General features: G+C 59.6%; 21 protein-coding genes and 1 tRNA gene. 7 read left to right on the top strand and 15 right to left on the bottom strand.

Annotation, left to right across the window (positions count from 1 at the left end):
• Positions 1-41: 41 nt before the first annotated feature.
• Both HK23_RS04045 and HK23_RS04040 read right to left on the bottom strand, forming a co-directional pair.
• Positions 42-947 carry a glycosyltransferase family 9 protein gene (locus HK23_RS04045; protein ID WP_086652987.1) on the bottom strand — a complete coding sequence of 302 codons (906 nt, stop codon included), beginning with the start codon at positions 945-947 and terminating at the stop codon, positions 42-44.
• Positions 948-961: 14 nt separating this feature from the next.
• A complete protein-coding gene (locus HK23_RS04040) occupies positions 962-1,843 on the bottom strand; it encodes a tetratricopeptide repeat protein (RefSeq protein ID WP_256940057.1) in 882 nt (293 codons plus the stop codon).
• Between the two features lie 107 nt (positions 1,844-1,950).
• On the opposite strand from HK23_RS04040, the gene HK23_RS04035 reads away from it, so the two are divergent.
• From HK23_RS04035 to HK23_RS04015, 5 genes are all read left to right on the top strand, one after another.
• Positions 1,951-3,162 carry a glycosyltransferase family 4 protein gene (locus HK23_RS04035; RefSeq protein WP_086652985.1) on the top strand — a complete coding sequence of 404 codons (1,212 nt, stop codon included), beginning with the start codon at positions 1,951-1,953 and terminating at the stop codon, positions 3,160-3,162.
• A gap of 57 nt (positions 3,163-3,219) precedes the next feature.
• Entirely contained in the window at positions 3,220-4,041 is an 822-nt protein-coding gene (locus HK23_RS04030) for an NAD kinase (protein WP_086652984.1), read from the top strand.
• Between the two features lie 95 nt (positions 4,042-4,136).
• Positions 4,137-4,988: an OmpA family protein gene (locus HK23_RS04025; protein ID WP_086652954.1), complete on the top strand. Its 852-nt coding sequence runs from the start codon at positions 4,137-4,139 to the stop codon at positions 4,986-4,988.
• Between the two features lie 32 nt (positions 4,989-5,020).
• Entirely contained in the window at positions 5,021-6,073 is a 1,053-nt protein-coding gene (locus HK23_RS04020; protein WP_086652953.1) for a flagellar motor protein MotA, read from the top strand.
• A gap of 2 nt (positions 6,074-6,075) precedes the next feature.
• A complete protein-coding gene (locus tag HK23_RS04015; RefSeq protein ID WP_086652952.1) occupies positions 6,076-7,056 on the top strand; it encodes a peptidoglycan -binding protein in 981 nt (326 codons plus the stop codon).
• A gap of 115 nt (positions 7,057-7,171) precedes the next feature.
• Here the strand turns inward: HK23_RS04015 and HK23_RS04010 are convergent, their stop codons facing one another.
• The 7 genes from HK23_RS04010 to ispH all read right to left on the bottom strand — a co-directional run bounded on the left by HK23_RS04010 (position 7,172) and on the right by ispH (position 12,348).
• A complete protein-coding gene (locus tag HK23_RS04010; RefSeq protein ID WP_086652951.1) occupies positions 7,172-8,011 on the bottom strand; it encodes a hypothetical protein in 840 nt (279 codons plus the stop codon).
• A complete protein-coding gene (locus HK23_RS04005) occupies positions 7,975-8,643 on the bottom strand; it encodes a hypothetical protein (protein ID WP_086652950.1) in 669 nt (222 codons plus the stop codon). Before HK23_RS04005 ends, HK23_RS04010 begins: the two co-directional genes overlap by 37 nt.
• Positions 8,644-8,747: 104 nt before the next feature.
• Complete coding sequence (locus HK23_RS04000; RefSeq protein WP_086652949.1) at positions 8,748-9,251, bottom strand: peptide deformylase; 504 nt, start codon at positions 9,249-9,251, stop codon at positions 8,748-8,750.
• A 15-nt stretch (positions 9,252-9,266) separates the two neighbouring features.
• Positions 9,267-9,833 carry an RBBP9/YdeN family alpha/beta hydrolase gene (locus HK23_RS03995; RefSeq protein ID WP_086652948.1) on the bottom strand — a complete coding sequence of 189 codons (567 nt, stop codon included), beginning with the start codon at positions 9,831-9,833 and terminating at the stop codon, positions 9,267-9,269.
• A gap of 24 nt (positions 9,834-9,857) precedes the next feature.
• Complete coding sequence (rnhA, locus tag HK23_RS03990) at positions 9,858-10,376, bottom strand: ribonuclease HI (RefSeq protein WP_086652947.1); 519 nt, start codon at positions 10,374-10,376, stop codon at positions 9,858-9,860.
• Positions 10,360-11,334: a homoserine kinase gene (locus tag HK23_RS03985; RefSeq protein ID WP_086652946.1), complete on the bottom strand. Its 975-nt coding sequence runs from the start codon at positions 11,332-11,334 to the stop codon at positions 10,360-10,362. The genes rnhA and HK23_RS03985 overlap by 17 nt, the downstream gene beginning before the upstream one ends.
• A gap of 15 nt (positions 11,335-11,349) precedes the next feature.
• A complete protein-coding gene (ispH, locus tag HK23_RS03980; RefSeq protein WP_063908524.1) occupies positions 11,350-12,348 on the bottom strand; it encodes a 4-hydroxy-3-methylbut-2-enyl diphosphate reductase in 999 nt (332 codons plus the stop codon).
• Positions 12,349-12,588: 240 nt separating this feature from the next.
• Here ispH and HK23_RS03975 point away from each other — a divergent pair, with 240 nt between their 5' ends.
• The gene (locus HK23_RS03975; protein WP_063908445.1) at positions 12,589-13,179 is read left to right on the top strand and encodes a hypothetical protein; all 591 of its coding nucleotides are present in this window, start codon (positions 12,589-12,591) and stop codon (positions 13,177-13,179) included.
• A 122-nt stretch (positions 13,180-13,301) separates the two neighbouring features.
• Here the strand turns inward: HK23_RS03975 and HK23_RS03970 are convergent, their stop codons facing one another.
• The 5 genes from HK23_RS03970 to HK23_RS03950 form a co-directional block, all read right to left on the bottom strand.
• The gene (locus HK23_RS03970) at positions 13,302-14,663 is read right to left on the bottom strand and encodes an ABC1 kinase family protein (RefSeq protein WP_086652945.1); all 1,362 of its coding nucleotides are present in this window, start codon (positions 14,661-14,663) and stop codon (positions 13,302-13,304) included.
• Between the two features lies 1 nt (position 14,664).
• Positions 14,665-16,530, bottom strand: coding sequence for a M3 family oligoendopeptidase (locus HK23_RS03965; protein ID WP_256940056.1), 1,866 nt, complete (start codon positions 16,528-16,530; stop codon positions 14,665-14,667).
• A gap of 171 nt (positions 16,531-16,701) precedes the next feature.
• On the bottom strand, positions 16,702-21,258 hold the full coding sequence (gene gltB / locus HK23_RS03960) for a glutamate synthase large subunit (RefSeq protein ID WP_086652944.1): 4,557 nt from the start codon (positions 21,256-21,258) through the stop codon (positions 16,702-16,704).
• A complete protein-coding gene (locus HK23_RS03955) occupies positions 21,258-22,706 on the bottom strand; it encodes an NAD(P)-dependent oxidoreductase (protein ID WP_086652943.1) in 1,449 nt (482 codons plus the stop codon). Before HK23_RS03955 ends, gltB begins: the two co-directional genes overlap by 1 nt.
• 195 nt (positions 22,707-22,901) lie before the next feature.
• Entirely contained in the window at positions 22,902-23,855 is a 954-nt protein-coding gene (locus tag HK23_RS03950; protein ID WP_086652942.1) for a complex I NDUFA9 subunit family protein, read from the bottom strand.
• 308 nt (positions 23,856-24,163) lie between these two features.
• On the opposite strand from HK23_RS03950, the gene HK23_RS03945 reads away from it, so the two are divergent.
• Positions 24,164-24,250: transfer RNA gene (locus tag HK23_RS03945), tRNA-Leu, on the top strand.
• Between the two features lie 487 nt (positions 24,251-24,737).
• Here the strand turns inward: HK23_RS03945 and HK23_RS14715 are convergent.
• Positions 24,738-24,863 carry a hypothetical protein gene (locus HK23_RS14715; protein WP_256940055.1) on the bottom strand — a complete coding sequence of 42 codons (126 nt, stop codon included), beginning with the start codon at positions 24,861-24,863 and terminating at the stop codon, positions 24,738-24,740.
• Positions 24,864-25,080 lie beyond the last annotated feature (217 nt).

Raw genomic sequence — 25,080 nt, 5'->3', positions numbered from 1 at the left:
GAACTCCGGAGATCAGATGGTTGTAAAGGCTTTTAATGGCGTCAGGAGAGCGCGGCTGCAACCCTGTTGACGGAAAGTGTCGCCAGATCCCGCACAGAAAGCACACAAACCTGCCCCGGCGCCCGCCCAAGCGGGGCTGTCAGGGCCGGATTACTGTCCGCAGAAAACAGCACAACACTAGGGCAGCCCATCATGGCAGCCAGATGCATCGGCCCGGTATCATTCCCCACCGCAATCTGCGCCCGTGCCGCCAGACCGGCCAGTTCCGGCAGAGTGGTCTGGCCTGTCAGATCCAGTGCCTGCGGGCAGAACTGCCGGATCCCCTCCGCAAGCGGTTTATCGGCCCCACTCCCCACAACCACCGGGCGCAGTCCCCGGCTTTCAAGCCGGGTTGCCAGTTCCGCATACCGGCGGACAGGCCAGCGTTTGGCGGGACGATGGGGCGAGGCTCCCGGGACAATCAGCCCATAGGGGGCATCAGGATGCGGCCCCAGCTCTGCCAGCCAAGAGACATCCGGCTGAGGGACCTCGGGAATGCCCGCCCGTCGCAACTGGTCGCGCTGCCGGGTGCGGGTGTGCATCTCATTCCGCCAGAGGTTTGTATGCACTAACGGAGAGCGCCCGACATGCCCGCACCACGTCTGCGGGCATCCGGCCAGCGCATAATAACGGGCGGTGCGGCTGGAGGTCTGAAGATCATACACACGGTCATACCCGCGCAGCTTTTGCCGCAGGGCCAGTAAAGCCGGAAGATTGCCCCATGAGGGACGCGGATCGACCTCCACCGCATCAAACCACGGAGAAAGACGGGCCAGTTCCACAAAAGGTGACGTGGTCAGCAAAGTGATCTGTGCTGTGGGGTGGGCTGCCCGGATAGCCTGAAATGGCCCGAAGCTTTGCACAAAATCCCCAAGAGCCCCCAGCCGGATGACCAGAATACGGCGCAAACTCTGGCGTTGTGTCACGGCGAATCCGGGTCAGCGGCCAGAACGGCCAGATCCTGCCGGGCCAGATCGGCCTCATGGCTGTCGGGAGAAAGGTCCAGCACCTGCTGCCAGTCCGTTTTTGCGCCGGTGGCATCCCCCACCTGCTCGCGAATAATCCCGCGCTCCAGCAGAGCCGCAGCATCGTCCGGCATCCGTTGCAAGGCCAATGTAATATGCTGGGTGGCCTTATCCAGTTGCCCAAGTCGCCGCTCGGCTGAAGCCAGCAACACAAATGCTTCGGTGGGAGCGTCTCCGCCCCGCGCGACCAGCGCCGTCAGATCCGTTACCACAGCCCCGGTATTGCCCTGCTCAAGGAGGGCCCGTGCTTTGGCGAGCCGCAGATTTGTATCACCGGGGCGAATGGAGAGACCATAATCGACAATCGTCAGCGCGCCGGGTGGATTACCGGCAGAAAGCCACGCTTCTGCCGCTTCTTCCGCCATCACAGCCCGTAGGCTGGCAGAACTTTCCGGGCCAGAGGGAGGCGCTTTGCGGACCAGATCATCCAACTCCTGCGCGGCGTCCAGTTCATCCCCAAGTTCCAGCAGAGCCAGAGCATGACAATGCCGTGCTTCCCTGTCTCCGCCGTGCTTCATCCAGTCCTGTGCATAGTCCCGCGCGCCGAAGGGGTCTTCTTCCACCATGGCCATGCAATCGGCAAGCGTCCATGTCTGTGGTGCTTCTTTGCCGCCATGACTGGCGGTCGTTCCCGTACCTGCCTGTGCCACCGGGGGATGAGGGCGGATAGTCGCCGCGCAGGCCGGCGCACCCGCCAGCAGCAGGCCTACTCCGAGTGTCGCAGCAAAGGGTGCGCAGCGCGCCGGAACAGGCCGGGGAGAGAAGGACAAGTGCGTCATCTCTCTTTCCATAGCGCGGATACGGGCCGGGTGGTCAAGTCGGGCCAGAAGTGCGGATGTTTGCAGAAGAGTGTCTGTTGCCAGAAAACCATGCTAACAGCCCTAACATGACGATTACGCCATCTTCCCCCGTCATTCTGCAAATTCTTCCGGCACTGGAGCAGGGCGGAGTAGAACGGGGCACGCTGGAAATGGCCGATGCCATCACGCAGGCAGGCGGCACCGCACTGGTGATGAGTGCAGGTGGCAGGCTGGTTCCCACGCTGGAACGACTGGGAGCACAGCACCACACCCTGCCCCGCTGTGGCAGCAAAAACCCGCTCTCCATTCTACGCAATGCCAGCACGCTGGCACGCTTTATCCGGCAGAATAACGTGGCTCTTGTTCATGCCCGTTCTCGCGCCCCGGCATGGGTGGGACGTCTGGCCTGCAACCGCACGGGCACACCTTTTGTCACCACATGGCACGGGGTGCATGCCAACAATTTTCCCGGCAAAAAGCGCTATAATGCCGTTCTGGCCTCCGGGGACCGGGTGATTGCCATTAGCCAGCATATCGGCCAGCGGCTGGCGCAGGACTATCACGTCGGGCCGGATCGCCTGCGGGTTATTCCGCGTGGCGCGGATATCAACCAGTTTAGCCCGGATGCTGTCAGCGGGCAGCGCGTGCACCGGCTGGCTGAAAGCTGGGACGTGCCCGCAGGCGTGCCGGTTATCCTCATGCCCGGCCGCCTGACAGAGTGGAAAGGCCAGCGTTTCCTGCTGGATGCTCTGGCACGCATAAAGAAGACTGCCCCCATGACGCCCTGGGTCTGCGTGTTTGCGGGCTCCTGCCCGCCCGGTCATGCGTATGGGGAGGATCTTGTCGCCCATGCCCGCACGCTCGGCCTGACGGAACAGGTGCGCTTTGCCGGGCATTGTCAGGACATGCCCGCCGCCATGGCTTTGGCCGCGCTGGTCGTGATCCCCTCCCTCCGGCCCGAGCCCTTCGGGCGCGTTGTGGTAGAAGCACAGGCCATGTTTCGGCCCGTGATTGTCACCGCGCACGGCGCGGCGCTGGAAACGGTTCAGCATGGCCTCACCGGGCTGAGCGTTCCCCCCGGGGATGTTCAGGCGCTGGCCGAGGCCATTGCCAGCATTCTGCACGCACCGGCTGATGCCCTGCACGCTATGGGAGAAGCCGCCCGCGCAACCGTGCTGGCCCACTACACCACTCATGCCATGCAGCAGGCGACCCTGAGCGTTTACGATGAGCTACTCGGCACTCAGCTCCATAAAAATGAGGCCGCCCCCTTTCAGGACCCGTCCGTTGCAGGATAAGGGATGCGGCCTGCCCGCCCACTTTTTCCGACACCGGTCCGCCATGGGGTGCCTGCCATGACCAGCTCTCCACTTCCACCTGCCACGCCCTCACCTCTGCTGCGCAAAGTGCCGGAACGCATTGCCTTTATGGCCGCCCCAACGGAGGTGGCCCGGCATGAGTTTGACCGCCTGACCCACCAGTACGGCAACTGCCATCCGGGAGAAGCAGACGTGGTTGTCTGCCTTGGGGGCGACGGCTTTATGCTGGAAACGCTGCGTGTGGTGCTGGAGCAAAACCTGACCGTGCCGGTCTATGGCATGAACTGCGGCTCCGTCGGGTTTCTGATGAACCCGATGCTGGAAGACAACCTCCCCAAACGTCTGACCACCACACAGGCCGCCACCCTGCACCCGCTGCGCATGACGGCCCGCACCATGCAGGGGGATACGCACGAGGCGCTGGCCCTGAATGACGTCTTTCTGTTCCGCCAAACCCGTCAGGCGGCCAAAATCCGGGTGGATGTAGACGGCATGGTGCGGATGCCGGAACTGATTTGCGATGGTGCATTGCTGGCCACCCCCGCCGGGTCCACCGCCTATAACCTGTCCGCCCATGGCCCGATTGTCCCGCTTTCGGGCAATCTGCTGCCGCTGACCCCCATCTGTCCGTTCCGGCCACGCCGCTGGCGCGGGGCGCTCCTGCCCTCCACGGCACAGGTCGGCTTTACCATTCTGGAAGCTGAAAAACGCCCGGTCGCGGCAGTGGCTGATTCGATTGAAATCCGCGATGTGGTCTCCGTACACATTCATGAGGACCGCACTCTGGCCGTCACCGTGCTGTTTGACCCCGGTCAAACCCTGTCCGAACGCATTACCGCAGAGCAGTTTTCCGCCTGATGCCCTATATTCGCCCCGTTAGGCGCATAAAAGATCACTCTGAAGGGTGTTCTGCCATTTCACCCCGCCCCTCTTCTGGTTTAGTCTTGCCCGCAATGCACAACTCTCATCTCCGACCGCGCCGTCTGACAGGATTGTGCGCCCTCCTCCTGCTGCCGACCTCGCTCGCGCATGCGCAGGTTGTCACCAATACGCAGGCGCTGGATGATCTGGCGGGCAAGCACCCTGCTCCGGCCCATACAGCCCCGCATGCGGCTCCTCACAAGACGGCCCCTGCGCCCAAACGGGCTGCACCGAAACCAGCCACCCAACCGCCGCTGACGCACCCTGCCGCTCCCGCAGCTTCTGCAACCCATGGGCCAGCCACACAGGCAGCTCCTTCTGCGGCCCCTGCCACCACACAGCAAGCGCCGTCGGCCCCTGCTTCCAGCACGGCAGCACCTGCCAGCAACGCCAAGCCCGCAGCGCCCCCCCATCCGGCTGTTCCGGCAACCATTCCTCTTGCTCCGCCGCCGGTGCCGCAGCTCACGCCAGCTCCGCCCGATGTGGAACTCCACCCTTTCCCCATGCCGGCACAGCCTGCCATTGACGAAAAAGCCACCGGGACTGTGTCCACCATTCCGGGAGGTGTTCGTGTTACCTTTGCCGCCGGAGCTGCCACGCTAAACCCGGAAACCCACCAGGCCCTGCTGGGTTTTGCACAGTCTCTGGCTGACAAACCCCATGTGCGCGCCCTGATTGACGCCTATAGCTCCGGCGCTGTGGATGATCCCTCCCTGCCCCGCCGCATGTCCCTCTCGCGCGGGCTGGCCGCACGCAGTGTGCTGATGAATAGCGGCATTCCCTCCACCCGCATTTATCTGCGCGTGATCGGCCTCCCTAAAACCCCTTCCCCCACTGGCGGGCAGGATTATATCGATATTTACCAGTCAGACGCTGTACCCTGACGCCCTTCCTCTTCTAACCGGACCGGAACCAGATGACGCGCCCCACACAGTATCTTTTCAGAATGATCGGGTTTCTCGTGTGTGTGGCGCTGGTCGCTGCAACATTGTGGCGGCCCCTGCGTGATGCCTTCTTCAGCAACCCGCTACTCGATAGTCTGATTCTGGGGATTCTGGCCATTGGTATTCTGTGGAATGTCCTGATGGTCCGCCGCCTGCTGCCAGAAGTCGGCTGGGTAGATGCCATCCGTCAGTCCCGCACCGGTCTGGCAGCCCTGCCGCCGCCGCGCATGCTGGCCCCGCTGGCCACGGCCCTTGGCACCCGTCCTGACCAACGCGGCAACCCCGCCGCCCTTTCCACCCCCGCTATGCAGGCTGTGCTGGATTCCATCTCCGGCCGACTGGATGAAGGACGGGAAGTCTCCCGCTATCTGACGGGGCTGCTCATTTTTCTGGGCCTGCTGGGCACGTTCTATGGCCTGCTGCTGACTGTGGCCGCCATTGCGGATGTCATCAGCAACATGTCCGTGGGCGGTGGCGATCTGGATGCCATGTTCGGGCAGCTCAAAACCGGTCTGGCCAAGCCGCTGCATGGCATGAGCACCGCGTTTTCCGGCTCTCTGTTTGGTCTGGCCAGTGCGCTGGTTCTGGGCTTTCTGGACCTGACCGCCGGTCAGGCACAGAATCGCTTCTTTAACGAACTGGAAGAATGGCTGGCGGAACAGACCCGCTTTGGCGCGCCCTCCGGCTCTGGCGTGGAAAGCACGACCTCCGTTCCCGCCTATATTCAGGCTTTGCTGGAACAGACAGCGGAAAATCTGGAATCCCTACAAAATCTGGTTCGCACCAGTGAGGCCCGGCGTGAGCGGGAAAGCGCTGTGTTAAGCAAGCTTTCCGACCGGCTGGAATCCACCGCAGGCCAGACAGAAGCCCTGCATAATATTGAACGCCTGCTGCAAACGCTGGTGCAGAACAATGAGGAAGGCCGCACCCGTATGACGACGGACCTGCGGAACGACCTCCGTCTGCTGGCCCGCACCATTGCTGCGACAGCCGAGACCGCGCCCTCCGACCGGAAAGCACCCTGAACATGGCCCGCCGCCGCAGAAAGCTGCACGCCGGACTGGATGCCTGGCCCGGCTATGTGGATGCGCTTTCCACGTTGCTGATGGTCGTTATTTTTGTGCTGCTGGTGTTTGTCATGGGCCAGACCCTGCTTTCCGCAGCGCTGAACCGGCGTGAGCATGTGCTGGAAAAACTGGAAGGCCAGACGGCTGAACTCTCCCGCCAGCTTGACACGGAACACGCTCGCAACCATGCGCTGGAAGACAGCGTGACCGGCCTGCAGGCCCAGCATACCCACGATACGGAGGCGCTCTCTGCCCGGACAGCCGAGGCTGAAGCGGCCCGGAACGCCGCACAGGCCGCCAACGCTCTGAGCGTTGCCGACCAGACACGGGTTACGCAGCTGAATGATGAACTGACAGACCTGAACGCCCGTCTGGCGGCTCTGGCACAGGCGCTCGATGTCTCGCAGAAAACCGTGCAGAGCAAGGACGCTACGATTGGTGACCTCTCCGCCAAACTGAACACCGCTCTGGCGGACAAGGTTGGCCAGCTCAGCCGCTATCGCTCCGAATTTTTTGGCCGCCTGCGGGACATCCTGCACAACCAGAAAGGCGTGCATGTGGTGGGGGATCGCTTTGTGTTCCAGAGCGAAGTGCTGTTCCCGGTGGGGAGCGCCGACCTCTCAAAGGAAGGCCAGTCAGAAATTCATACACTGGCCCAGACCCTTAAAAGTGTGACCAGCCATATCCCTGCCGATATTCCATGGATTTTGCGCGTGGATGGTCACGCAGACAAGCAGCCCATTCACACCGCCTTCCCCAGTAACTGGGAACTCTCCAGTGCACGCGCCATTACCGTGGTCAAGCTGCTGGTGGCGGAAGGGATCAACCCGCATCATCTGGCCGCAACCGGCTTTGCCGATTATCAGCCGCTGGATACCGAGAGCAACGCTGCCGCCTACGCCCGCAACCGCCGCATTGAATTCCGCCTGACAGACCGGTGAGATACAGTTTGCCAGATAAGGCGCCGTCGGCTGGCTCGTCTGGCAATGTCTGCATTTTGACTAGTCCGCTTATGAGAACCCTGTAACCGTCAGGCCCTTTTCCCGCAGCACTCGGCTAATCTGGCAGCGTGATGGTCTTATCCCACACCAGCAGGATATGCCCATCCACCGCTTTCACCTTCCGCGCCGGGCCGAAACGAACCTGGGCCTGAGCAGCCTGCACGGCTGTATCACACAGTACAAAATTGCCGCCTTGCTTGTACCAGTCCCGTTTTGACAGGAAATGAAACGGCTTGATGTCCGCGCCAAACTCCACCGGCACAATCCGCACCGGGTTGGGCAGACTGTTAACGGCCGCACTCCAGTAAGGCGCAAAGCCTTGCGTCAAACCAAGGCGGGTCAGCTCCATGTTGATGGGAAAATTCCGGTTTGTCTGCCAGAGATGCAGGGTCGGCACGGGCACGCTCAACCCCGTATAGACCGCCGCTCCCGCCAGCCCCAGCGCCCGACCAGCTGCTGGCAGAACCGTATGCCGTGCCAGCAACAGCGCCATCATCACATACGGAAACACCAGATACCGGGTTGAGGCGTCATCAATCGGCAACTGACTGAACGTAAACGCCCCGACCATAATGCCCATGCACAGCAACGCGGCATAATCGAACAGATCCAGCCGGAGTATCTTGTTCCGCGCAATCCGCACGACACCCCACAGGGCCAGCAGGAACACGCTTAGATGGAGCAGTTCTTTCCCGGAACCATGCAGGGAAAACTCTTTCCCAAAAAAATATGCTCCGAAAAAATGCAGCACGCCTGAAACAAGCACAGACAGATTATACCCAATCCGTTCCTGCCCCGCGAAAGACATGGTCCACAACCCCGGCACATGGAACGCACCGTTATGCGCCAGAACGGTTTTTAGCGTATGCGCCAGCGCCAGAGACCCAGCAGGCACAAAACAAGCCAGCTGTGTTCCAGCCGGCGCTTTTGCACACTCAGCAGGACGGCGGCCCCCAAGACGGGAAAAACAAAGCAATATTTTACAATATCATCACTGGCGACGCACAGGACCAGCAACGCGACAAACACAGCCCAGACTGCCGCTCTCTCCCGTTTAGTCTGCGCAAAAATCAGCAGCCAGCAGGCCAGCACGCCGACATACGCCCCCATATGGATACAGGGGATCAGCATGACCTGAACACCAAACGCCGTGGGGGCCGCCACCAGAGCCAGAAAAAACCATGCTCCCCTCGGTGCCAGGACCCGACACAGCCGGAAAGCCAGCAACACCATGCTGGCCATCAGCATGGCGGGCACCAGATAGTAAAAAGAGAGGTGCCAGCCCGCCAGACCAGCCATAACGACGTATGGAAGAATTTCCGTCACATAATACGGCTCTGTTGAAAGATCCCAGCAATGCAGCAGAACATTCCCCTGCAGGATGTCCTGTGCTTCCAGCACAGCAGAAACACTGTCGGAATTCAGGGGCAATGTTGCAGCCAGCGACATATAAAAGCCGGACAGCACCACAAAAGCAGCAAAATAGCCGAGGCATGATTTGCAGATCTTTTTAAAGGAGACAGGCAATACATGACCTCTTGAAAAACGGATGCCAGCAGATTTCCGGAAATGCGTTCACAAAGTCAATGTGCGCGGCCGCAGACCTGTTTGAGAGCCTGCGCTTTAGCGTCTTAGCGCTGGAGACGCTGTAATTTCTCATAGCGCGCAACCACCCGTTTGCGCCGCAAACTGGACAGCCGCTGAATCCAGAAAATACCGTTGAGCTGGTCAATCTCATGCTGATGGCAGGCAGCGCGCAGCCCCTCCGCCTCCTCCACATGGGTCTCGCCGTCCAGATCCTGATACTGCACCCGGACTTTGGCGGCGCGCTCGATCAGATCCGTCACGCCGGGCATGGACACGCTGCCCTCTTCCTGCCGGATCGTTTCTTCCGACATCCAGATGATTTCCGGGTTCACATACGTCTGAGGCTGCGGAGCATCAGGAAGTTCGAGCACCACTACACGCTGCGCCACGCCAATATGCGGGCCGGTCATGCCAATGCCCGGTGCGGCGCGCATGCTGTCCAGAATATCCTGCGCCAGAGTGGACAGGTCTTCATCAAAAAGCGTCACAGGCGCGGCAACCTGCCGCAAACGCTGGTCCGGGAAACGGACAATCGGGCAAATCGTCATAGCAGGCGGCCGTCATCAGGCATGAGTAAGGAGGTCAAGCAGTTGAGGAAACTGTTCGTACCCCTCACGCCCCAGAAAATGCCCGCCGCCGGGCACTTCCAGCGTTGTGCTGCGCAGAGACGCGGCCAGAGCCTGAGACAGGCGCGGGTCCACAATTCCATCATTGTCGGAAAAGACAGACGCCCGAAACGCACTCCGGCGCTGCAAATCCTCATAATCGAGAGGGCTGGCCGTAAAGGCATCCAGTTCCGGCAGGGGCTGAAGAGGTTTGTCGAACCCGGAAACCAGAACATAGCCTCCGACCGTCTCCCCTTTTGGGCGCGACATCAGATGCCGCAGGAGGGTCACGCAGCCAAGACTATGGCCGATCAGAATTGTCTGGTTGTTCAGGTGTGGCAGAAGCGTATCCAGAGTCTCGGCCCATGCCTCAGGCTGCGGGGCCTGAGACGCTGGCAGAGCGGGCACAGAGACCGTGGCGCCACGCTGCTCTAACTGCTCTTTAAGCCATGGAAACCAGTGCGCCTCAGGATTGGCCAGATAGCCATGAACAATCACATACTGTCTTGAGGACAAATCAGGCATTTTCTGCTCCGGCCAGGGCGGCTCTCAGCTCGCGGTTTTCATGGCCTCTTCGACAGTTTTCCGGGCTTCGGTCGCAAGTTCATCCACGCGCTCATTTTCCGGCACGCCGGAATGGCCCTTCACCCAATGCCAGGAGACATCATGCTGCTTGGCCGCGTCCAGCAGACGCCGCCACAAATCCATATTGGCGACCGGATCACCCGAGGCATTGCGCCAGTTCCGCCGCACCCAGCCGGTATGCCAGCGGGTAATGCCGTTGCGCACATATTCACTATCCGTATGCAGGCGCACCGTGCAGGGTCTCTTGAGGGCTTCCAGCGCTTCCGCTGCTGCCGTCAGTTCCATACGGTTGTTGGTTGTGGCTTCTTCCCCGCCAGAAAGCTCACGCTCCACGCCTTTAAAGCGCAGAAGAACGCCCCAGCCGCCGGGGCCGGGGTTAGGACGACACCCGCCATCTGTCCAGACTTCCACCACCTGCGAAGAAGACTGTGGCTGCTCCAACAGCTGCTCTGCCGGGGGACTATTTTCAGAATCCGTAGCCATCGACTGTCTCCGTTGCCAAATGGAAGCGCAGGCGCTTGAGGTAATCCAGCGGGTCTTTAGGGGTTACCAGCGCATCAGGTGGTGTGTTGATCCAGTCATACAGCCGCGTCAGCAAAAAGCGCATGGCCGCACCGCGGGCCAGAACAGGCAGAGCCTGCCGTTCTTCCACGCTAAGCGGGCGAACAGACTCATAGCCCTGCAACAACTGGCGGCCGAAAGTGACATTGAACGACCCATCACCCTCAAAGCACCAGGCATTCAGGCAGATGGCGATGTCATAGGCCAGAAAATCCGTGCAGGCGAAATAGAAATCAATCAGCCCGGAGACGGTTTTACGTAGGAAGAACACATTATCAGGGAACAGATCGGCATGAATCTGCCCATGCGGGAGCGCAGGATTTGCGCCCTGCCCCGGCCAGTGCGGCAGAATATGCGTAAAGGCCGCGTCCAGCTCTGCCAGCAAGCCCGGATGCACGGCATCAGCACCTGCACGGCATGAGTCCAGCAAAGGTTGCCAGGCATCCGGCCCCAGAGCGTTGGGGCGCACTGCCGTATAGCTCCGCCCGGCCTCATGCAGTTGCGCAAGCGCCTGCCCAAGCGGGCGGCAATGCTCCTGCCGGATTTTACGCGGCCAGACACCGGGTAGAAAAGTTGTAATGGCGGCAGGCCGCCCTGCGAGTGTGCCGAGCGTCTGCCCGGCTGTGCTGGCCACCGGCTGCGGGCAGGAAACACCCTGCCCCGCCAGATGCTGCATCAGGCCCAGAAACCACGGAAGTTCCTGCGCATTCACCCGCTTTTCATACAGCGTGAGGATAAAATCCCCCTGCGTGGTCCGCAGCTGGAAATTGCTGTTTTCCACACCTTCGGCAATGCCGCGAAACGCCACCAGATTGCCAATGGCGTAGTCGCTCAGAAACGCCTCAAGGGCTTCATCACTCACATCTGTATAGACGGCCATCCTTCTGCGCTGCCCTCAGCCCAGAGGAGCAGGCAGGCGGAAGATCACGTTTTCTTCCTTCACCGTGCGCTCATCAATGCACAGCGTGTAACGCTTGGCCATTTCGGCCACCATTTCCTGCACCAGAGCTTCCGGAGCAGAGGCCCCGGCCGTAATGCCCAGCGTGTTCACGCCGTCCAGCACGGACCAGTCCAGCGCATCCAGACGCTGCACCAGCAGGGCACGCGGCGCGCCGGAGCGCTCGGCCACTTCCCGCAGGCGCTGGGAGTTGGAGGAATTGGGGGAGCCAATCACAATCACCAGGTCACATTCCGGCGCAATGGCCTTCACAGCTTCCTGACGGTTGGTGGTGGCGTAGCAGATATCCTCGCGCTTCGGCCCTTCAATCAGCGGGAAGCGTTCACGCAGGATGTCCACAATCTCAGCCGTATCATCAACGGAGAGCGTCGTCTGCGTGATGAAAGCCAGACGAGCGGGGTCAGCCGGCTGCACGGTGCGGGCTTCTTCCGCATCGTTAATCAGCGTGACGGCCCCGGCAGGCAGCTGCCCCATGGTGCCCACCACTTCCGGATGCCCGGCATGGCCGATCATCAGGATATGGCGGCTTTCCGGGCCACCGCCGGCAAAATGACGCTCGGCCTCACGATGCACTTTGGACACCAGCGGGCAGGTTGCATCCAGATACAGCAGGTTGCGGCGTTCCGCCTCAGCCGGGACCGTTTTGGGCACACCATGGGCAGAAAACACAACGTGGCCATCGGGCGGAACTTCATCCAGTTCCTCGACAAAAATGGCACCCTGCGCTTCCAGAGCTTCCACCACCGTACGGTTGTGGACAATTTCATGACGCACATAAACCGGTGCGCCGTAACGACGGATGGCTTCTTCCACCACGCGGATTGCGCGGTCTACCCCGGCGCAGAACCCACGCGGACCAGCGAGAAGAACCTTAAGAGACTTGCCATGCGGGGCCTGTGCGGGCTCCTGTGTGGCGGCGGGAGTTTGATCGGGCATGGTGTTCCCCAAACTTGCGGCGGACGGTATAGAAAAAACAGCTATAAGAAGCATAAGTAAGGTAGGCTATGCCCGAAACCCTGAGCAGGTCGCGGTCACCGTGGCCATGGCCTACGCAAAGCGAGGTGGTGATGCAACCCGTTTTCCGGCATTGTGGCCAGCACAACCCTGCTTGATGTCTATGTTCTGCTCGTTTTTTATCTGTTCAACCCCCTCTAACCGATAATTCCGGATTTGCACATGTCCCAAGACCTTTCTCATCCACGCCGCCTGCTGCCCCGCTTTGCGGTGTCAGGTCTTGCGGCTCTTGGCCTGCTGACCACCCTTGGTGGCTGCGGGGATGAGGAAAATGCCTCCATTGCCTTCGCCCCCTCCTGCCCGCTCACGCATATTCCGCCGGAAGCTGCGGATTACTATCTGTATGATGGCAAGACCGCGACCTTCCCGCATCTGGTCACAAGGGCGAGCATCCTGAAATTACAGGGGGATTGTCTGGGGGCCGGACCGAAGGATCTGAAAACCCGAATCGCGCTGCGCTTTGTCGTCAGCCACGGGCCGGCAGCGGCTGGCAGCACCGTCACGCTGCCGTGGTTTATTGCCGTGCTACATGGGGACCGGATTGTGAACAAGCACGTGTTCAAACACACGTTCCAGTTCCCGGCCAACCTCTCCAGCATCACAAGCGATAGCAAGGTCGTGACCGTCGATCTGCCCATTCCGCCCAAGAATATAGACTCGGATTACCGGTTTGAAGTGGGCTTCCAGCTCACCAAAGACCAGCTGGACTATAACGAAAAGCATCTGAAAAAAGTGGACTATCAGGCGTACTAAAGCCTGAGACAGCAGCCGGCCGGCCCGACACTTATACTGGTGCTGGCGGCTGCTGGTCTGCCCTGCCTAACCTCAAAGGGTCAAAGCAAGGCAGGCGACAGGAATAACCCGAACAGATCGGGTTAGCTGGCCGGCGTTGCCGGGAAGCGCGCAGCCTCCACAGCAGCTTTCTGACGGGCAGCCAAAGCGGCTTCATCAAAGTCCTGCACGATCTCATGGAAGAGCTCGTACCAGTTCATCTTCACTTTCAGACGCATGAAGACAGACCCAAGCCCCACGGCGGAACGGTCCACCAGCACAAATTCACGTGGCAGGCGTACGCCACCGGTGCGCTGTAAGCCTTCATGCACTTTGGACAGAATTTCACGCCCCAGAGCGGGATTGTTGCCTTCCTGAATATACCGCACGCGGTTATCCATCAGCGGTTCATACAGGAACCCGGCCCACTCGTTCAGCACGTCGACCTTCTCAGGGGTCAGGTCCGTAAAGCCCCACGCGGCATACGCCTTGGTGGCCAGTTCCTTATCCTTGGTCTGCAAGGCCCGGTAGAGGTCGATATTCCCCTTGATGAAGGACGGATTGAAAATCCGGATGGCCCCGAAGTCCAGCAGGTTCAGCCCGTAATCCTCCCGCACAGTGAAGTTCCCCATATGGGGGTCTCCATGCACCACGCCATACTGATACAGTGGCACATACCAGGCGCGGAACAGCGTGCGGGCAAGCTTCTGCTTCTGCTCTTCCGTCAGCCCTGCCTGAATCACGGCGTTCATACTCCGCCCATTGACCCATTCCATGGTCAAAAGGCGGCGTGTGCAGAGTTCATCAACCGGAGCCGGAACTGTTACTTCCGGGCAGTCGGCCAGAGCGCTCTGATACAGCCGCATGTTGGCGGCCTCACGCAGATAATCCAGCTCTTCGCGCAGGCGCTCGGCCAGTTCTTCCACCACGTCATCCTGACGGATGGCGTTATCGAGCCGGTGGTAGACCCCAATCGCCATACGGAACTGGCGCAAATCAGCTTCCACCGCGGCGTTCATATCCGGGTATTGCAGTTTGCAGGCCACCTGCCGGCCATCGGCCAGCACGGCTTTATGCACCTGCCCAAGGCTGGCAGCCGCGGCGGCTTCCCGCCCGAAGGAGCGGAAATTCCGCTCCCAGCCAGCCCCCAGTTCTGCCGTCATACGGCGGCGCACAAAGTTCCAGCCCATTGGCGGAGCATTGGCCTGCAACTGGGCCAGCTCTTCCGCATATTCATCCGGCAGCGCGCCAGGGATAGTGGAGAGGAGCTGCGCAGCCTTCATCAGCGGCCCTTTCAGGCCACCGAGAATGGATTTCAGATCTTCCGCATGCGAGGCACCGCCTGAGCGAATCCCCATTTTGTGCCCGGCAAGGCGGGCGGCAATGCCCCCCACGGTGCCGGTTGTCTGGACCATGCGGCGCAGCTCACCAAAAACACCACTATTGTCCAAATCCCGTTCAGCCATGTTACGCCTGCTCCAGCTGGTCGATAAAGCCGGAGATCACATCCAGCCCCTTGCGCCAGAAGCCGGGATCGGACGCGTCCAGCCCGAACGGTGCCAGCAGTTCCTTGTGGCGTTTGGTGCCGCCTGCTTCCAGCATGGCGATGTATTTATCCTGGAAACCGGGCGCGCCCTCACTGAACACGCCATACAGCGCATTCACCAGACAATCACCAAACGCGTAGGCGTAAACATAGAACGGTGAATGGATAAAGTGCGGGATATACGCCCAGAAGACGTCATATTCAGGCGTGAAGTTGAAGATCGGCCCGAGACTTTCCGTCTGCACCTGCAACCAGATCTCGCCAATCCGTTCCGGCAGAAGCTCACCGGATTTGCGCTCATCATGCACGCGGGTTTCAAACTCGTAGAACGCAATCTGGCGCACCACAGTGTTGAGCATATCCTCCACCTTGCCAGCCAGCAGCGTGCGCTTGCGGGCCGGGTCGGTTTCCGCATCCAGCAGAGACTGGAAGGTCAGCATTTCCCCAAACACACTCGCCGTTTCAGCAAGCGTCAGCGGGGTGTTGGACTGGAAGTAGCCCTGCTTGGCCGCCAAAACCTGATGCACACCATGACCCAGCTCATGCGCCAGCGTCATCACATCGCGCGTGCGGCCATGATAGTTCAACAGGATAAACGGATGCGCAGACGGCACGGTGGGGTGCGCAAATGCGCCCGGAGATTTGCCCGGTGCGGGCGGCACATCAATCCACGGATGCGTCAGGAAGGTATTGATCACCTTCCCCATGCGTGGGTCAAAGCCATCATAGGCTTTCTGGACAATCTGTTTGGCTTCGTCCCACGGGATTTTGCGGTCTTCACAGCCGGGCAGCGGAGCGTTGCGGTCCCAATGTTCCAGCTTGTCCAGACCCATCCATTTGGCCTTCAGGGCGTAATAGCGATGCGCAAGACGTGGATAATCTTCCCGCACGGCGGAGACGAGCGCGTCCACCACTTCATCTTCAACCATGTTGGACAGGTTGCGGGAGGATGTCGGGCGGGCGTAATGGCGCAGGCCATCAGAGATCGCCTTATCCTTGGCCAGCGTGTTGGTGATGAGGGCGAACAGCCGCACATTCTCACCAAATACCTTGCCAACGGCTTTCCCGGCCTTCTCACGCACAGACCGATCCGAATCGGAGAGGCGGTTCAGCGCGTCGCCGACCGGCATTTCCTTGCCATCCAGCGTGACGCGCAGCGCGGCAATCGTCTCATCAAACAGGCGGCACCAGGACTGGGCACCCGTTACGGATTTTTCCAGCAGAACCTTCTCGACCTCATCAGAAAGCTGATGCGGGCGGAACAGGCGCGTATCATCCAGGAACGGTTTCCAGTGCGCCAGAGCCGGGTCCTGCATTTTCTGCGCCAGATCGGCGTCATCCAGCCGGTTGAGTTCCAGCGTAAAGAACAGCAGATGCGTGGAGATATCGGTCAGTTTTTCACTAATCGACTGGCTGAAACGGCTGATTTCCGGATCGGATGAATTGGCGGCAAACAGCAGCGAGGCATAGGACCCGGCCTTGCCCAGTATCTCCTCAATCGCCTCACAGGTGCGAATGGCTTCGGCGACCTCAGCCCCGGACAGACCTGCCAGCTTACCCTGATAGCGGGAGGCAAACTCTTTGGCCTGCTGCTCAGCCTGAGCCAGATCCAGCTTAATCGCCGGATCTTCCATACTGTTATAGAGAGCCGAAAGGTCCCAGCGCGGAAGGGTGGAAGCCTCCTGCCCCGGCGCGGCACTGGTTGCGGCCACAGCCCCGGCTTCCGCAGCAAAGGCCGGAAACTGAGACGAACGGTGAGAATGCGCTGTATGTTTCATAAGCCGCATCCTACCGTGCAATTTAGCATGAGGCGAGTACATGTGAACGCAATTGGGGTTCACATACGGCGCAGGTCAGACTGCACCATCAGCATGACCCGAAAGACCTGCCTGCCTTATACGCTCATAAGGCAAAAACAGATCTTTCGGGACCACACTCTTCGTCAGGCAAACGCCTGATCAGGCAGATTTGGCCAGCTCTTCTTCCGGCAGGGTAAAGCCGATGATGCGCGCGTAGTCTTTCGGCACAATCTGCCAGAAGCGCGGCAACACATCGTTCCATTTATGCAGCAGATTGGTTGCATACGGGGAGCCGGTTTCTTCCACATGCCGTTCAACCAGACGCCGCAGTTCCTGCGCCCAGCGCTCATCCGTCACCCGTGTCCAGAACAGGGATTCCGGATTGACGCGCTTCTCAAACGTGTTGGCATCATCCAGCACAAACGCCATGCCACCGGTAAAGCCTGCACCGAAATTGTCACCAATTTCGCCCAGAACCACCACTGTGCCGCCCGTCATATACTCACAGGCGTTGGACCCGCAGCCTTCCACCACAGCCACTGCGCCGGAGTTACGCACGGCAAAGCGTTCACCCGCCTGCCCTGAGGCATAGAGTTCCCCTGCCGTTGCGCCATACAGCACCGTGTTGCCAATAATGGCGTTCTGGTTGCTGACGAGGCGGGAGGACGGAGAAGGCCGCACGGTAATGGTCGCGCCGGACAGACCCTTACCAACATAATCGTTGGCGTCGCCCAGCACTTCCAGCTTCAGCCCCTGCACGGCAAACGCCCCCAGAGACTGCCCGGCAGACCCGCGCAGACGCACCGTCAGATGGCCCGGTGCCAGCGTCGTCATGCCAAACTTGCGCACAATGAGAGAAGACATGCGGGTACCAATCGCACGCTGCGTGTTCTGCACATTGTAGTGCAGCTGCATTTTCTCACCGTGGTCAAACAGCGGCTTCGCATCGCTGATCATCTGCGCATCCAGCGTGTCGGGCACCTCGTTCCGGCCTTCCAACGTGCAATAGCGCGCAAACGGGCCGGGATCTGCCTGTGAAAGCAGGGAGTTGAGGTCCAGATCATCCAGATAATCCGCGCCACGCGACACCTGACGCAGCAGATCGGTCCGGCCGATCACTTCGTTCAGGCTGCGGAAGCCCAGAGACGCCAGAATATTGCGCACATCTTCAGCAATGAAGGAGAACAGGTTGATGACCTTCTCCGGCGTGCCTTCAAACTTCTTGCGCATCGCCTCGTCCTGCGAGCATACGCCCACCGGACAGGTGTTGGAATGGCACTGACGCACCATGATGCAGCCCATGGCCACAAGGCTTGCAGTCCCAATCCCGAACTCTTCCGCACCCAGCATGGCGGCAATCACCACGTCGCGCCCGGTCTTGATGCCACCATCCGTGCGCAGCTTTACGCGGTGCCGTAGACGGTTGAGCATCAGCACCTGATGCGCTTCCGCCAGCCCAAGCTCCCACGGCAGACCAGCATACTTCACGGAGGTCAGCGGGCTGGCCCCCGTGCCACCGGAGTGGCCGGAAATCAGAATGGCATCGGCCTTCGCCTTCGCCACCCCTGCTGCGATGGTACCAATACCGGAACGCGCCACCAGTTTGACGGTCACCGTAGCATCCGGATTGATCTGCTTCAGGTCATAAATGAGCTGGGCCAGATCTTCGATCGAGTAAATATCGTGATGCGGCGGCGGAGAAATCAGAGTCACACCCGGTGTAGCATGACGCAGCTTGGCAATCAGCCCCGTGACTTTAAAGCCCGGCAACTGTCCACCTTCACCCGGCTTGGCACCCTGCGCGACCTTGATTTCCAGTTCACGGCAATCATTCAGATACTGCGCGGTCACACCAAAGCGGCCAGAGGCCACCTGTTTGATGGCGGAAGAGGCGTTGTCACCATTCGGGCGCGGTTTTGCGCGTTCCGGATCTTCCCCGCCCTCACCAGAATCAGACTTCGCGCCAATCCGGTTCATGGCGATGGAGAGTGTCTCATGCGCTTCCGGGCTGAGTGCACCCAGAGAAATAGCTGGTGAGATCAGGCGTTTCCGCAACTGCGTAATGCTTTCCACTTCCTCCACCGGAATGGGCGTGCGCCCTTCCCGGAAGTCCAGCAGATCGCGCAACGCCACCGGCGGCTGGGCCCGCACGGCGTCAGCATAGCGCTTGTAGATGGTAAAACTGTCACTCGCCACAGCCGTCTGGAGCATGTGGATCAGCGTGCCATCAAACGCATGCTGCTCACCCTTGCGGCGCAGTTTGTAAAAACCGCCAACAGGCAGAGCCAGAGATGCAGAATCCCATGCTTCCTGATGGAAGGTCAGCACATTGCGGGCAATGCCGGGCAGACCAATGCCGGAGATACGGGACGGCATACCGGGGAAGAATTCCGCCGTCAGCGCGCGGGAGAGACCCACGGCTTCAAAATTACAGCCGCCGCGATAAGACGCCACAATCGAAATGCCCATTTTGGACATGATCTTGAGCAGGCCTTTATCCACGGCTTTACGGTAGCGCTCCATGCACTCACGCAGGGTGAGCTTACCGAACAGCCCGCGGCGATGCCGGTCCGCAATACATTCCTGCGCCAGATACGGGTTAACCGTCGTCGCACCCACCCCGATGGTCACAGCAATGGAATGTACATCCAGCGTGGTGGAGGCCCGCACGTTCAGAGACGTGAAGGTGCGCAAGGAATTACGAACAAGATGCGTATGGACAGCCGCCGTTGCCAGAATCATCGGGATATAGGCCCGGTCCGGAGACTGGTTTTCATCCGTCAGGAACACATGGGTGCAGCCGCCACGTACACTTTCTTCTGCCTCACGCCGGATGCGGGCAATCGCTTCACGCAGGCCTGCCTCGCCTTCCTTCGCCGGGAAGGAGCAATCAATCAGGCAGCCGGACGTGCCGCAGAAGGCCCGCAGGGCTTCATATTCACCGGATGTCAGAACCGGGCTGGGCAGTTGCAGCATTTCGCACTGCTCTGCCGACTGATCCAGAATATTTCCTAGATTTCCCAGACGCGTTGCAAGGCTCATCACGCGGGATTCACGCAGGGAATCAATCGGCGGATTGGTCACCTGACTGAAGCCCTGCCGGAAATAATGCGACAGACCACGGAAGCGCGGAGACAGCACAGCCAGCGGCGTATCATCGCCCATGGAGCCAATGGCTTCTGTCCCGGTTTCCACCATTGGGTGCAGGATAGCTTCCAGTTCTTCCAGCGTGGTGCCCACAGCCAGCTGGCGGCGGCGCAGTTCATCACCCTGATAGAGAACAGGCTCTTTCACATCTGAGCGAACGATACAGCCAATTTTCTGAATACCACCGACCCATGAGGAAAAGTCCTGACGGGATGCCAGCAGATCCAGCAGCTCTTCATTGCCGTACAGGCGTGCTTCCTGCAGATCGACGCCGAGGACATCCCCCGGTCCAAGCCGCCCACGTTTGGCAACATTGCTTTCAGGCACACGCACCATGCCGGTTTCGGACCCGACAATCAGCAGATTATCGTCTGTCACCGTATAGCGCAGCGGGCGCAGGCCAGAGCGGTCCAGACCGGCAATCACCCAGCGGCCATCCGTGGCGCACAGGGCGGCCGGGCCGTCCCACGGTTCCATCACGGCATTGCAGTAGGCAAACATGTCGCGGTGGGACTGCTTCATCAGAGAGTTCCCACCCACGCTGGCAGGAATCATCAGCGCCTTGGCCGCAGGCGCATCACGCCCGGCAAAGGTCAACAGTTCAAACACGTTGTCCAGCGTTGCCGTATCGGACCCACCCGCCTGCACCAGCGGTTTGATGTCTTTCATCCACGGGTCAAGATCCGGGTGAGACAGCCGCGTTTCGTGGCTTTTCATCCAGTTGATGTTGCCGGAAATAGTGTTGATTTCACCATTATGCGCCAGACGCCGGAACGGCTGCGCCAGCTTCCATGTGGGGAAGGTGTTGGTGGAATAACGCTGATGATAAATGGCAAAGCGGCTGACAAAGCGCTCATCCAGCAGATCCGGATAGAACTCAGTCAGATGCTCGGCCAGGAACATGCCTTTATAGATGATCGAACGGCAGGACAGAGAGCAGATATACAGATCCACCTGTGCTGCAATCGCCGCTTTTTCAATCCGGCGACGGATGACGTACAGATCCCGCTCAAACGCCTCTTCCGCCGTGCCCGGCAGATTGCGGATCATGATCTGTTCAATTTCCGGCCGTGTTGCGTTGGCTTTTTCACCAATACAGGCCGTATCAATCGGGACCTGACGCCAGCCGTAAATGCCATAGCCGAAGGCCAGAATTTCCGTCTCGATAATCTGACGGCACTGTTCCTGCGCGACCAGATCCGTTTTAGGCAGGAACACCTGCCCAACGGCGATGATCGCACCTTCTACCGGCTGGTCACCCGTGCTGGTGATCGCATCCTCAAAGAATTTCTGCGGGATTTCCACATGGATGCCCGCGCCATCACCCGTTTTTCCATCGGCATCCACCGCGCCGCGGTGCCAGATGGCTTTCAGGGCCGCAATACCGGCTTCCACCACGTCACGGCGCTGCTTGCCGTCGAGCGCTGCAACCAGACCAACGCCACAGGAATCCCGTTCATCAGCCGGGTCATACAGGCCGTCCAGAGCGGCAACATTGTTGTCCCACGCTTCAAAAAACTCTTTGGCGCTTTCACCATGCGTGGTGTCAGGATGCTTCTGCATGCCCATTATCCCTGCTCCGCCACGGCCTGCGCCGTTGCGTGTGTTTCAATCCATTGATGAATGCGTTCCGCCGCATCCCGACCATCGCGAATAGCCCACACCACCAGACTGGCCCCGCGCACAATATCGCCTGCGGCAAACACGCCGGGCAGAGTGGTCATAAAGCTCTCATGCCCCACCTTGAGCGTGCCCCAGCGGGAAACGGCAAGATCCGGCTGCCCCCACAGTTGCGGCAGCGGTTCCGGGTCAAACCCCAGAGCGGCAATCACCAGATCCGCGTCCAGCGTGAAGGAACTGCCTTCCAGCGGCTCGACAGACTGGCGGCCCGTCGCATCCGGCAGGCCCAGCTTCATGCGCGTGGCGCGCACGCCCGTTACATGGTCATCGCCCAGAAACGCTTCCGGCGCGGACAGCCAGACAAACTCAACGCCTTCTTCTTCCGCGTTTTTCACTTCGCGCGCGGACCCCGGCATGTTGGCCTTATCGCGCCGGTACAGACATTTGACGGATTTAGCACCCTGCCGAATGGCCGTGCGCACGCAGTCCATGGCGGTATCGCCACCACCCAGCACCACGACATTCTTACCTTTGGCATCCAGCGCCTGCGCATCGTCCGGCAGTGTGTCGCCCAGAGAGCGACGGTTGGATGCCGTCAGATAATCCAGAGCGCGCTCAATACCCGCCAGCCCGGCACCGGGGCCACCAATCTCGCGGGATTTGTAAACACCCGTGGCAATCAGCACGGCCTGATGGCGGCTGCGCAGATCGGCAAAGGACAGATCCCCCTCGCCGCCGCCAACACCCTGCCCCAGATGGAACGTCACGCCGCTTTCTTCCAGCAGCGCATGACGGCGCGCAACGATCTCTTTTTCCAGCTTAAAGCCGGGAATGCCGTAAACCAGCAGGCCACCCACGCGGTCATACCGGTCATACACATGCACCTGATAACCTGATGCCCGCAGACGCTCAGCCGCAGCCAGACCGGCTGGCCCCGCGCCGACAATACCCACGGACTCCGTCCGTTCCCGCACCGGGCGTGTAGGTTTGACCCAGTTATTCTCAAAAGCAGTGTCGGTAATATACCGCTCGACCGCACCAATGGTGACGCTCTCAAACCCCGGCTCAATGACGCAATTGCCTTCACACAGGCGGTCCTGCGGGCAGATGCGTCCACAAATTTCAGGGAAGGTATTGGTTGCGGAAGAGACCTCGTAGGCCTCTTCCAGCCGCCCTTCTGCCGTCAGCATCAGCCAGTCCGGGATGTTGTTCCCCAGCGGGCAATGCACGGAACAGAACGGCACGCCGCACTGGGAGCACCGGCTGGCCTGCTCGCCGGCCGCAGCGGGAGAAAAGTCTTCATAAATCTCCGCAAAATCCGCCCGTCGCGCCTGCGCTGTGCGCTTATCAGGCTGCTTTTGAGCGACAGAGACAAATTTCAGCATGGGTGTGGTCATAAGGCGATCCCCGGAGACAGGGCGCGCGTCAGACAGACCTCGCCCCAAACAAGCAGGACTGAGGTAGCGCCTTATGCGCCACTCTGAAAAGACAGCATTACTGTCCTTTCTTTATTTTTCCAATTTTTGAAAAAGATTCGACCTGAAAAACCCATTTATATAGGACACATATCGGACCTTTTTATCTCTAATCCCTTATTCCACAAGGCGAACCCCTGAACGACCACCTCCTGCTCGATAACGGGTCAAATAAAACGGCACGATGGCCTCTATGCTCTGTGGGGTCAGCCCCAGCTTTTCAAAACCTGACTGACCCGGGGGTACAACATTGTCCTCAGACAGCATCAGCAACTGGTCACGCGTCAGGATATGTCCCGGCAAACGCTCGAAAATGGCCGCCTGAATCCGCGCCAGAACCGGAGGCACCCCATAAAGCATGCGAGACCGCTGCGTGGTGCGCAGCACCCACTGATAAATCTGCTTCATGGTCAGAATATCCGGCCCACCAAGCTCCCACACCTGCCCAGCCAGCGAGGGATCTTCCGCCAGTCGCGCCACAACCTGCGCCACATCTCCTACATACACAGGCTGAAGTCGGGCGTTGGCCCCATAAACGGGGAGAACCGGCAGATACCGCGCCAAGGTGGCGAACATGTTAAAGAAATGATCTTCCGGGCCAAAAATAACGGACGGCCGGACAATGGACGCCTGCGGCATAGCGGCCCGGACAGCGTCTTCCCCCTCAGCGCGACTCCGGCCATAGGCAGACGGTGCCGCAGGAGACGCCCCCAGCGCAGACATTTGCACAAAGGCAGGCACCCCAGCCTGTGCGGACAGACGCGCTACCCTACCCGCTCCCTGAACATTCACCGCCTCCAGCCCCTGCCCGGATGCATCCCCCAGCACAGCGGCCAGATTGATAACAACAGAAGCACCCTCGACCACACACGCTACCGAGGCATCATCCAGCACCGAGGCATAAAAAGGCGCGATTTGCCCCAGCTTGCCCAGAACCCGCAGGGAGGCGGCTTTATCCGGCCTGCGACAGGCAATCCGCACAGTATATCCGGCCTCGGCCAGACGCTGGACAACATACCGCCCCACAAAGCCACCACCACCAAAGACTGTTGCAATCTTCTGCTCACTCATAGTGCTCTTTCCACTCCTGTCTGCTCTGGCCTGCCTCCTGGGGTGGCCTGCGGATAGTCTACGCTGCTTTCCGGAACGTTCGGTGAGCACAAATGGTTCAGCACCAGACCGGACAGCCAGCACCACACGAAAATCACAGACGCCAAACCCTGAAAAATGGCGGTTTTCTGAGGAATTTTGCACTTCCAACAGACACCGCAGAACAAAAAGAAACAAAACCTGAGAAAAATGCATTTTTCCCGTTGACGAGAGTACGGGGTCGAGCTAAATACCCCTTCACCAGCCGGGGTCACCCGGTTGTCATCTGAGCCCAGATGGCGGAATTGGTAGACGCGCAGGTTTCAGGTATCTGTGGCCGCAAGGTCGTGGAAGTTCGAGTCTTCTTCTGGGCACCAAAAAAAACCGCAGTTCGCTGCGGTTTTTTTGTATCTACTGCTCTTCATCCCCTTATGCTTTTTGCATAAAGGGGGATGAGAGTGGATTTCCCGCTCATTCTCTATTTTCATCATCCGGGCACGAGCTCCACCGAGAAGCCGCGCATTTTTCAATTTGAGCTCACGCTTCTGACTGCGGCCGTCTTCTCCTGATCACCGTGCGCGCTTCTTCCCACTCGGGCGTTATCAGATGCACTGACCTGATGCCGCGCTACGCCTGCCACCGAAAGCCTTCGCACTTATCCCCAGAATCTGAGGATGCCTACGGGGGTAAGCCTGTGGATAACGGGTACATCTTACCGGGATTATGTCAGCATTCCTAACCGCCTGATGTTTCAGGATTTTCAAAACTGATTCAGAAAGCGTCCAGAATCAAAAAAAGAGGCCCGGCTCCTCTGCATAAAGCAGAAAGAACCGGGCCGTTTTTAAAGAACTGGATTTTCAGAAATTATCTGGTTTTTTTGATCGACCGGAACAGCATGATCAGGAAACCCGCCAGTGCAGCACTCACAGCAACAATAATGCGGGCCACCGGTTTCTGGCGAGCTTTGAAGTCCTCAGACAGTTTTTCCATGGACGCGTCCTCCCTATTTTGAACGAAAACGTTCTGCAGGAAGCTCTGTTCCCAGCGCCACTGCGTGCAAGACAATCAATATCGTTTTTTCTCGTGCGCCAGATGATCACACGTGGCAATCAATGACCAGCAGACTGCAACTTACCTATCAGATCGTGTCTGAAGCGGTTTGGAGGACGGCTGCTCCAGCCTGATCAACTAAACGGATCATTCCGAC

Origin of the sequence: Acetobacter malorum (assembly GCF_002153605.1) — a bacterium.
Lineage (GTDB): Bacteria > Pseudomonadota > Alphaproteobacteria > Acetobacterales > Acetobacteraceae > Acetobacter > Acetobacter malorum_A.
This window is presented reverse-complemented; position numbering and strand designations above follow the sequence as displayed.

Bases quoted from the DNA above. Each gene is read 5' to 3' on its own strand.
- HK23_RS04015 (WP_086652952.1), top strand. From the start codon at position 6,076: ATGGCCCGCCGCCGCAGAAAGCTGCACGCCGGACTGGATGCCTGGCCC.
- HK23_RS03965 (WP_256940056.1), bottom strand. From the start codon at position 16,530: ATGCGGCTTATGAAACATACAGCGCATTCTCACCGTTCGTCTCAGTTT.
- HK23_RS14715 (WP_256940055.1), bottom strand. From the start codon at position 24,863: ATGGAAAAACTGTCTGAGGACTTCAAAGCTCGCCAGAAACCGGTGGCC.
- HK23_RS03950 (WP_086652942.1), bottom strand. From the start codon at position 23,855: ATGAGTGAGCAGAAGATTGCAACAGTCTTTGGTGGTGGTGGCTTTGTG.
- HK23_RS03975 (WP_063908445.1), top strand. From the start codon at position 12,589: ATGTCCCAAGACCTTTCTCATCCACGCCGCCTGCTGCCCCGCTTTGCG.
- HK23_RS03955 (WP_086652943.1), bottom strand. From the start codon at position 22,706: ATGACCACACCCATGCTGAAATTTGTCTCTGTCGCTCAAAAGCAGCCT.
- HK23_RS03985 (WP_086652946.1), bottom strand. From the start codon at position 11,334: ATGGCCGTCTATACAGATGTGAGTGATGAAGCCCTTGAGGCGTTTCTG.
- HK23_RS04040 (WP_256940057.1), bottom strand. From the start codon at position 1,843: ATGACGCACTTGTCCTTCTCTCCCCGGCCTGTTCCGGCGCGCTGCGCA.
- HK23_RS03995 (WP_086652948.1), bottom strand. From the start codon at position 9,833: ATGCCTGATTTGTCCTCAAGACAGTATGTGATTGTTCATGGCTATCTG.
- HK23_RS04020 (WP_086652953.1), top strand. From the start codon at position 5,021: ATGACGCGCCCCACACAGTATCTTTTCAGAATGATCGGGTTTCTCGTG.
- HK23_RS04035 (WP_086652985.1), top strand. From the start codon at position 1,951: ATGACGATTACGCCATCTTCCCCCGTCATTCTGCAAATTCTTCCGGCA.
- ispH (WP_063908524.1), bottom strand. From the start codon at position 12,348: ATGCCCGATCAAACTCCCGCCGCCACACAGGAGCCCGCACAGGCCCCG.
- HK23_RS04000 (WP_086652949.1), bottom strand. From the start codon at position 9,251: ATGACGATTTGCCCGATTGTCCGTTTCCCGGACCAGCGTTTGCGGCAG.
- gltB (WP_086652944.1), bottom strand. From the start codon at position 21,258: ATGGGCATGCAGAAGCATCCTGACACCACGCATGGTGAAAGCGCCAAA.
- HK23_RS04030 (WP_086652984.1), top strand. From the start codon at position 3,220: ATGACCAGCTCTCCACTTCCACCTGCCACGCCCTCACCTCTGCTGCGC.
- HK23_RS04025 (WP_086652954.1), top strand. From the start codon at position 4,137: ATGCACAACTCTCATCTCCGACCGCGCCGTCTGACAGGATTGTGCGCC.
- HK23_RS03970 (WP_086652945.1), bottom strand. From the start codon at position 14,663: ATGGCTGAACGGGATTTGGACAATAGTGGTGTTTTTGGTGAGCTGCGC.
- rnhA (WP_086652947.1), bottom strand. From the start codon at position 10,376: ATGGCTACGGATTCTGAAAATAGTCCCCCGGCAGAGCAGCTGTTGGAG.